At 65.0% G+C, this 6,535-nt stretch carries 7 protein-coding genes and 1 pseudogene; 6 read left to right on the forward strand and 2 right to left on the reverse strand.

Annotated features, from left to right (window positions below; genetic code table 11):
* A pseudogene (locus Q0672_RS00005) lies at positions 1 to 380 on the forward strand (AmpG family muropeptide MFS transporter); the annotation flags it as partial.
* Positions 381 to 399: 19 nt separating this feature from the next.
* Positions 400 to 1,122 (forward strand): uracil-DNA glycosylase family protein, encoded by a 723-nt coding sequence (locus Q0672_RS00010; protein ID WP_298618516.1) that lies wholly within the window; start codon positions 400 to 402, stop codon positions 1,120 to 1,122.
* 260 nt (positions 1,123 to 1,382) lie between these two features.
* Here the strand turns inward: Q0672_RS00010 and Q0672_RS00015 are convergent, their stop codons facing one another.
* Entirely contained in the window at positions 1,383 to 2,903 is a 1,521-nt protein-coding gene (locus Q0672_RS00015) for a helicase HerA-like C-terminal domain-containing protein (protein WP_298618505.1), read from the reverse strand.
* On the opposite strand from Q0672_RS00015, the gene Q0672_RS00020 reads away from it, so the two are divergent.
* Together Q0672_RS00020 and Q0672_RS00025 are read left to right on the forward strand one after the other, a co-directional pair.
* Positions 2,902 to 3,054, forward strand: a complete 153-nt coding sequence (locus tag Q0672_RS00020) for a hypothetical protein (protein ID WP_298618507.1) — start codon at positions 2,902 to 2,904, stop codon at positions 3,052 to 3,054. The genes Q0672_RS00015 and Q0672_RS00020 overlap by 2 nt on opposite strands.
* A 38-nt stretch (positions 3,055 to 3,092) precedes the next feature.
* Positions 3,093 to 3,821 carry a YebC/PmpR family DNA-binding transcriptional regulator gene (locus Q0672_RS00025; protein WP_298618509.1) on the forward strand — a complete coding sequence of 243 codons (729 nt, stop codon included), beginning with the start codon at positions 3,093 to 3,095 and terminating at the stop codon, positions 3,819 to 3,821.
* Positions 3,822 to 3,922: 101 nt separating this feature from the next.
* Here the strand turns inward: Q0672_RS00025 and Q0672_RS00030 are convergent, their stop codons facing one another.
* Positions 3,923 to 4,588: a choice-of-anchor E domain-containing protein gene (locus Q0672_RS00030; RefSeq protein WP_153160633.1), complete on the reverse strand. Its 666-nt coding sequence runs from the start codon at positions 4,586 to 4,588 to the stop codon at positions 3,923 to 3,925.
* A gap of 338 nt (positions 4,589 to 4,926) precedes the next feature.
* Between Q0672_RS00030 and Q0672_RS00035 the strand changes: the two genes are divergently transcribed.
* On the forward strand, positions 4,927 to 5,358 hold the full coding sequence (locus Q0672_RS00035; RefSeq protein ID WP_153160632.1) for a PilZ domain-containing protein: 432 nt from the start codon (positions 4,927 to 4,929) through the stop codon (positions 5,356 to 5,358).
* A 143-nt stretch (positions 5,359 to 5,501) separates the two neighbouring features.
* The coding region (locus Q0672_RS00040; protein ID WP_298618514.1) for an ATP-binding cassette domain-containing protein at positions 5,502 to 6,535 on the forward strand (1,034 nt) is incomplete at its 3' end.

Raw genomic sequence — 6,535 nt, forward strand, 5'->3', positions numbered from 1 at the left:
TGTTCGGCGTGGTGCAGTGGCTGGCGATCTTCGGTTTTGCGTGGCTGGCCTGGCTCGGCCCGGCCGAGGCCGACGCCGGCCGGCTGGGCGTGCTGGCGGCGGTGATCGGGCTGGAGGCGCTGGGCGTGGGCCTGGGCACCACGGCCTTCGTGGCCTACATGGCGCGCACCACCCACCCGGCCTACACGGCCACCCAGCTGGCGCTGTTCACCAGTCTGATGGCGGTGCCGCGCACCTTCATCAACGCCTCGGCCGGCTGGCTGGTGGAGTACTTCGGCTGGTTCGATTTCTTCCTGCTGTGCGGCGTGCTGGCGGTGCCCGGCATGCTGCTGCTGTTCAAGGTGGCGCCGTGGCGCGAGACGCCCGCGGCCGTCACCTGATTTTCCACTGATGCCCGCCATGACGCCCCTCGAATCCGCCGCCCGCAGCCTGTGCGACACCCTAGCCCCGATGCGCTTCGCCGCGCCAGTCAGCCACGTGTACAACCCCCTCGACTACGCCTGGGCGCCGGGCGCGCTGTACCTGCAGCGCTTTGGCCAGGGCAAGAAGAAGGTCATCTTCGTGGGCATGAACCCCGGCCCCTTCGGCATGGTGCAGACCGGCGTGCCCTTCGGCGAGATCGCCGCGGTGCGCGACTGGATGGGCATCGAGGCGGCGGTGACGAAGCCCGCGGTCGAGAACCCCAAGCGCCCCATCGAGGGCTTCGCCTGCCCGCGCTCCGAGGTGAGCGGGCGGCGCCTGTGGGGGCTATTTGCCGAGCGTTTCGGCAGCGCCGAGGCCTTCTTTGCCGATCACTTCGTGGCCAACTACTGCCCGCTGGCCTTCTTCGACAACGGCCGCAACCTCACGCCCGACAAGCTCCCGGCCGCCGAGCAGGGCCCGCTGCTGGCGGCCTGCGACGCGCATCTGCGCCGCGTGGCCGAGGCGCTTGAGCCCGACTGGGTGGTCGGCGTGGGCGCCTGGGCCGAGCAGCGCGCGCGGGAGGCGCTGGGCGGAATGCCGGTGAAGTTCGGCCGCGTGCTCCACCCCAGCCCGGCCAGCCCGGCAGCCAACCGGGGCTGGAGCGAGGCGGCGACCAAACAGCTCGTCGCGCTTGGCGTGTGGGATCAGGGGGACGTGTAGATCAGGTTGTAGGTCGGACTTCAGTCCGACGACATGGGTGCAGCATCTTGTCGGACTGAAGTCCGACCTACAGTTCGAGCCTCACCAAGGGGATGTGCCTGGTTTGCGGGGCTGGCCTGATGGGAGCAGAAAAGTGCGAGGTCGGCGTTCTTTGCTCCCGGTCGGGAGCAAAAAGCTTCCAGTCGGGACGATTCTGCTCCCGGTCGGGAGCGCGTTTGCCCCGGTCGGGAGCAAAAAGGTCTGAACCGGGGCGGGCGGCGTCAGCGGCGGCGGCTGCCTCCGCCGAGGATCGAGCCCAGCACGCCGCGGACGATCTCGCGGCCGATGGCCGAGCCGACCGTGCGTACCGCGCTGCGGGCGGCCTGTTCGGCGAGGCCCGGGTGGCGTCCGCCGCGGGGGCCGGTGGTGCCGAACAGGATGCTGGAAAGCCCGCCCAGCAGCCCGCCGCCTTCCTCCTCCTGCGGGGCCGGGGCGGCACCTGCGCCACCGCCGTTGCCGGCCGGGGCCGCGCCGCCGCGGAGCTTCTCGAAGGCCGATTCGCGGTCGACGATTTCCTCGTAGTGCCCGTAGATCACCGAGCCTTCGATGGCGGCCTTGCGCTCGGCGGCGCTGAGCGGCCCGAGGCGGGAGTTGGGGGCGATGATGAAGCAGCGCTCCACCATGTGCGGGCGGCCCTTCTCGTCGAGGAAGGAGATCAGCGCCTCGCCCACGCCCAGCTCGGTGATGACCGTGGCGGCGTCGAACTCGGGGTTGGCACGCATGGTCTCGGCGGCGGTCTTGACGGCCTTCTGGTCGCGCGGGGTGAAGGCGCGCAGGGCGTGCTGGACGCGGTTGCCGAGCTGGCCGAGCACCGTCTCGGGCACGTCCAGCGGGTTCTGGGTGACGAAGTAGACACCGACGCCCTTGGAGCGGATCAGCCGCACCACCTGCTCGATCTTCTCGAGCAGGGCCTTGGGCGCCTCGTTGAAGAGCAGGTGGGCCTCGTCGAAGAAGAACACCAGCTTGGGCTTGTCCACGTCGCCCACTTCCGGCAGCTGCTCGAAGAGCTCGGCCAGCATCCACAGCAGGAAGGTGGAGTAGAGCTTGGGCGAGTTGTAGAGCTTGTCGGCGGCGAGGATGTTGATCACGCCACGGCCGTCGGCGTCGGTCTGGATGAGGTCGGCGATGTCGAGCATCGGCTCGCCGAAGAACTTGTCGCCGCCCTGGGCCTCGATGCCCATCAGGCCGCGCTGGATGGCGCCGATCGACGCGGCGGAGATGTTGCCGTATTCGGTGGTGAAGTCCTTGGCGTTGTCGCCCACGTATTGAAGGGTGGCGCGCAGGTCCTTGAGATCGATGATGAGCAGGCCCTGGTCGTCGGCGATCTTGAAGACCAGCTGCAGCACGCCGGCCTGGGTGTCGTTGAGGTTGAGCAGCCGCGCCAGCAGCATCGGGCCCATGTCGGAGACGGTGGCGCGCACCGGGTGGCCGGCCTCGCCGAACACGTCCCAGAACACCGTGGTGTTGGCCCGCGGGGTGAATTCGTTGATGCCCAGCGCGGCCAGGCGCTCCTTGAGCTTGGGCGACTCGACGCCCGCGGCGCCGATGCCCGACAGATCACCCTTCACGTCGGCCATGAACACCGGCACGCCGATGCTGGCAAAGGATTCGGCCATCTTCTGCAGGCTCACCGTCTTGCCGGTGCCGGTGGCACCGGTGATCAGGCCGTGGCGGTTGGCAAGCTGGGGCAGCAGGGCAATTTCCTTGTCCTTGGACTTGGCGATGATGAGGGGCTCGGTCATGGAATCCTCCGGGTGGGCGAAATGGGATCAGTCGGCAATTATCGGCCAACTGCCCGCAACGGGCTTGAAATCTGCCCCGGCGCGCCAAAAAATGATTGGCAAATTGATCCGCGGCAAGCGCGGGCTGCGCGAAGGGCGGGCGGCGGGGTAAAATCGCGGCTTTTAGTTGCAATCCAAGGACACAGAATCATGGCGGGTCATTCCAAGTGGGCCAATATCCAGCACCGCAAGGGCCGGCAGGATGAAAAGCGCGGTCGGGTCTTCTCCCGGCTGGCCAAGGAAATCACGGTTGCGGCACGCATGGGTGGGGGCGACGCCGCCTTCAATCCGCGCCTGCGCCTGGCGGTGGATCGCGCCAAGGCGGTGAACATGCCGGCCGACAACATCGACCGGGCCGTCAAGAAGGGCACCGGCGAGCTGGAAGGCGTCACCTACGAGGAAGCCCGCTACGAGGGCTACGGCATCGGCGGCGCGGCGGTGATGGTCGATTGCCTCACCGACAACAAGACCCGCACGGTGGCCGACGTGCGTCACGCCTTCAACAAGTACGGCGGCAACATGGGCACCGACGGCTGCGTGTCCTTCCAGTTCAAGCACTGTGGCCAGATCCTGTTCGCCCCGGGCACGTCGGAAGACGCGCTGATGGAAGCGGCCCTCGAAGCCGGTGCCGACGACGTGGTGCCCAACGACGACGGCTCCATCGAAGTGCTGACCGACCCGTACCAGTTTGGCGAGGTGAAGGAAGCGCTGGAGAAGGCCGGTTTTGTGGCGGAGTTTGGCGAAGTCACCATGAAGCCGCTCAACGACACCGAACTCGCCGGCGACGACGCGGTGCGCATGCAGAAGCTGCTCGACGCGCTGGAATCCCTCGACGACGTGCAGGCGGTGTACACCTCCGCCGCGATGGACGACGCCTGATCGGTTCTTTCGCTAAGCGGAAGCCGGATACAAAAAAGCCACCTTGCGGTGGCTTTTTTGCTTTGCAGCGCATCCCGGACTAAGCCGGGAGGCAAGGCAAATTACTTGCGGCGACGGGCAGCGGCCAGGCCCAGAGCGCCAAGGCCAACCAGGGCCATGGAGGTGGGTTCCGGAACCGGGGTGGTCGGGACTTCGTAGTCGTACCAGACGCTGGCGGTCGCGTTGTAGCGGGTCAGGATGGTCGAGGTGATGTCACCCGTGCCGATGACCGAGTTCGCGGAGGTGGCGGAGGTGTTGAGGGTGATGGACCCTGGGCCAACGAACAGCGCCAGGGTGGCGGCGTCCAGGAAGACAGCCTCAGGACCGATGACGGTGTTGGTCAGGGCGCGGGCGGGGAAGCCGGCGCTCGAATAGGTGCCGTTCGCGCCAACAGTCTGGGTGTCGGTGACGGTCGGCAGGACCGTGGTCAGGGCGTCGCCGGCCAGGGTCTTCAGGTTGACGGTCACATCGTTGGTGAACACGAAGGTGTTGCTGGCGCCGCCCAGGTCGGTGGCGGTGTAGCCAGTTTCTTCGTAGCCGGTCAGCTGGATATGAACGCTGGTCAGGGTGCCGAGCGCGGTGTCGAACTTGGCGAAGGTCAGCGGGTTGTCGAGCCCGTTGGTGTTCTTCAGGCCGGTGGAGAGGGTTTCAGGGGTGGTCAGCAGCGGGGCGGCAACGACGCTCAGGGAGATGAGCGAGCCTGCTGCGAAGGCGAGCAGTTTTTTCATATGAAAACTCCAGATTGAAAATCGTCAAAAATATTTTGCAATGGGGGCGATCCCGACTGCTGGCTCAATCTGAGCAAAACGCGTGCCCGCTTTGGGGCGTTTTAGTTAAATCAATCACTTAAGTTTATAAATTGGTTTGCCGAAATTCGTTTGTAAAAATTCTCGACAGGTTGATGTGAATTTCTGTGTATCCGTGATGGGTGCCACGAAAATTCGAATCGAATTCCGCGTCCCTCCGATGAATTTGAGTTTTTAGGTAAAAAATATCGTTTTGCTTGTGAATTTGTTGTATTTTGAGCAAGGCTGTCGGATCAGAGATTTTGAAAGGGTTTGCCGTGATGGAGCTTCAGACCGCGACTGCCATTCCCGCCGTTCCGCGCGGTGAGCGTCGCAAGCGCCAGCGTTTCGTGGCCAAGCGTTGGGGGAACGTGTGCTTCTGGGTGGTGATCGATGGCGAGCGCATGCCGGTCAATGATCTGTCCCTGGAAGGTTTCAGCGTGCCGTGGGGCTCGCCGCTGGCCGAGCCGGAGGCCTTTCCTTTCGTGATGCAGCTCGAGGGCATCCCCGACGTGATCCGCGGCATGGCCGAGACCGTCAACTTCGTGCTCGGGGCCGACGGCGGGATGATGGGCTGCCGTTTCGTCACCCTTTCCCGCGATGCGGCCGACCGTCTGCACGAGTGGCTGACGCTCCACGTCATCTCCACCGCGACGATCCGGATCTCCGAGTCCGACGCGGCGTCCATCGTATCGGGGCCGTCGCTGGTCTGATGCGCTGCATCAAGCACCGAGAAAATTTCTCAGGTGCTTGAAAGACATGATAAATTTCGGACAAGCTGCGCCGGCCCCGTGCCGGCGCCTTTGTTTTGCCCGTGTCGCCGCCTGCGACCGCCGGAATTTAAGGAATTCGTGTCGTGCTCATCGCCAACAACATCACCATGCAGTTCGGGGCCAAGCCCCTTTTCGAGAACGTCTCCGTCAAGTTCGGCGAAGGCAACCGCTACGGCCTGATCGGCGCCAACGGGGCCGGCAAGTCCACGTTCATGAAGATCCTGGCCGGCGTGCTGGAACCCACCGCCGGTAACGTGGCCCTCGACAGCGGCGAGCGCATGGCCTTCCTGAAGCAGGATCAGTTCGCCTACGAAGACGTGCGGGTGCTCGACGTGGTGATGCAGGGCCACGCCGAGATGTGGGCGTGCATGCAGGAGAAGGACGCCATCTACGCCAACCCGGAAGCCACCGAAGAGGACTACATGAAGGCGGCCGAGCTGGAAGGCCACTTCGCGGAGTACGACGGCTATACCGCCGAGGCCCGTGCCGGCGAGCTCCTCCACGGTGTCGGCATCCCCACCGAACAGCACAACGGCCCGATGCGCGAAGTCGCCCCCGGCTGGAAGCTGCGCGTGCTGCTGGCCCAGGCGCTGTTCGCCAACCCGGACATCCTGCTGCTCGACGAACCGACCAACAACCTCGACATCAACACCATCCGCTGGCTGGAGGACGTGCTGAACCAGCGCAACTCCACGATGATCATCATCTCCCACGACCGCCACTTCCTGAACCAGGTGTGTACCCACATGGCGGATCTGGACTACGGCCGTATCCAGGTGTGGCCGGGCACGTGGGATGACTACATCGAGGCGTCCACCCAGGCCCGCGAGCGCCAGTCGAACGCCAACCAGAAGGCCAAGGAGAAGGTCCAGGAGCTGCAGGAGTTCGTGCGCCGCTTTTCGGCCAACAAGTCCAAGGCCCGTCAGGCCACCAGCCGCGCCAAGCAGATCGAGAAGATCAAGATCGAGGAGTTCAAGCCGTCGTCCCGCCAGTACCCGTGGATCCGCTTCGACTACGACGAGAAGGAAAAGCTGCACCGTCAGGCCGTCGAGATCGAGAACCTCACCTTCGGCTACGATCCGGCCAACCCGATCATCAAGAACTTCACCTTCACCGC

Source organism: uncultured Zoogloea sp. (assembly GCF_937894855.1).
Taxonomy (GTDB): Bacteria; Pseudomonadota; Gammaproteobacteria; order Burkholderiales; family Rhodocyclaceae; genus Zoogloea; species Zoogloea oryzae.

Bases quoted from the DNA above. Each gene is read 5' to 3' on its own strand.
- Q0672_RS00010 (WP_298618516.1), top strand. From the start codon at position 400: ATGACGCCCCTCGAATCCGCCGCCCGCAGCCTGTGCGACACCCTAGCC.
- Q0672_RS00020 (WP_298618507.1), top strand. From the start codon at position 2,902: ATGGAATCCTCCGGGTGGGCGAAATGGGATCAGTCGGCAATTATCGGC.
- Q0672_RS00015 (WP_298618505.1), bottom strand. From the start codon at position 2,903: ATGACCGAGCCCCTCATCATCGCCAAGTCCAAGGACAAGGAAATTGCC.
- Q0672_RS00025 (WP_298618509.1), top strand. From the start codon at position 3,093: ATGGCGGGTCATTCCAAGTGGGCCAATATCCAGCACCGCAAGGGCCGG.
- Q0672_RS00030 (WP_153160633.1), bottom strand. From the start codon at position 4,588: ATGAAAAAACTGCTCGCCTTCGCAGCAGGCTCGCTCATCTCCCTGAGC.
- Q0672_RS00035 (WP_153160632.1), top strand. From the start codon at position 4,927: ATGGAGCTTCAGACCGCGACTGCCATTCCCGCCGTTCCGCGCGGTGAG.